Here is a 996-nt window from a genome sequence, read left to right on the forward strand (position 1 = left end):
AGAAGTGATCTGCACCAATCTCGACTATGCTCAATACTCGTGTGCACCAAAGCGAGGTGAGCATGGCGACGGAGGCTCTGTTGCAAAGATTGGCGGCAGTCAGAGGTAGGCTGTCGCTCTGCGCCGATCAGGCGGCTGCTGCGAAATGGTGGTTGAGCATGCCCATGGCCTCCGTCAGCGCCGAGGGCCCAATGCCAAAAGCTCTCTCCACAGGCGCACCTCGCCCCTGATGCCGGGCTGCAGGCACCAGGGGCGAGCCTGTCCTTTGCGCAGGGCTCGCATGACTTCGAATCCCTTGATCGTGGCATAGGCCGTGGGGATCGATTTGAAACCGCGCACCGGCTTGATCAGTATCTTGAGCTTTCCGTGATCGGCCTCGATCACGTTATTGAGATACTTCACCTGCCGGTGGGCCGTCTCCCGGTCCAGCTTTCCTTCGCGCTTCAATTCGGTGATCGCTGCACCATAGCTCGGCGCTTTGTCGGTATTGAGCGTGGCAGGCTTTTCCCAGTGCTTCAGGCCTCGCAGGGCCTTGCCCAGGAACCGCTTCGCTGCCTTGGCGCTGCGGGTCGGCGACAGGTAGAAATCGATCGTGTCGCCCCGCTTGTCGACTGCCCGGTACAGGTAGGTCCACTTGCCCCGCACCTTGACGTAGGTTTCATCCAGGCGCCAGCTCGGATCAAAGCCACGCCGCCAGAACCAGCGCAGCCGCTTCTCCATCTCCGGGGCGTAGCACTGGACCCAGCGATAGATCGTCGTATGGTCGACCGAAATGCCGCGTTCCGCCAGCATTTCCTCAAGGTCGCGATAGCTGATCGGATAGCGACAATACCAGCGCACCGCCCACAGGATCACATCACCCTGGAAATGGCGCCACTTGAAATCCGTCATCGTTCCGTCCGTCCAATCTCCGCCAAGCATGCTCAAGCTTCACGATTTTTGCAACAGAGCCCACACGAGTATTGAGCATAGTCGAGATTGGTGCAGATCACTTCT

Annotated in this window: 1 pseudogene; it reads right to left on the reverse strand. The window is 59.3% G+C overall.

The window, feature by feature from the left end:
* Positions 1–127: 127 nt before the first annotated feature.
* Positions 128–891: pseudogene (locus tag B347_RS25395) on the reverse strand (IS6-like element IS6100 family transposase).
* Positions 892–996: the final 105 nt, after the last annotated feature.

Source organism: Pseudomonas psychrophila HA-4 (assembly GCF_000282975.1).
Classification (GTDB): domain Bacteria; phylum Pseudomonadota; class Gammaproteobacteria; order Pseudomonadales; family Pseudomonadaceae; genus Aquipseudomonas; species Aquipseudomonas psychrophila_A.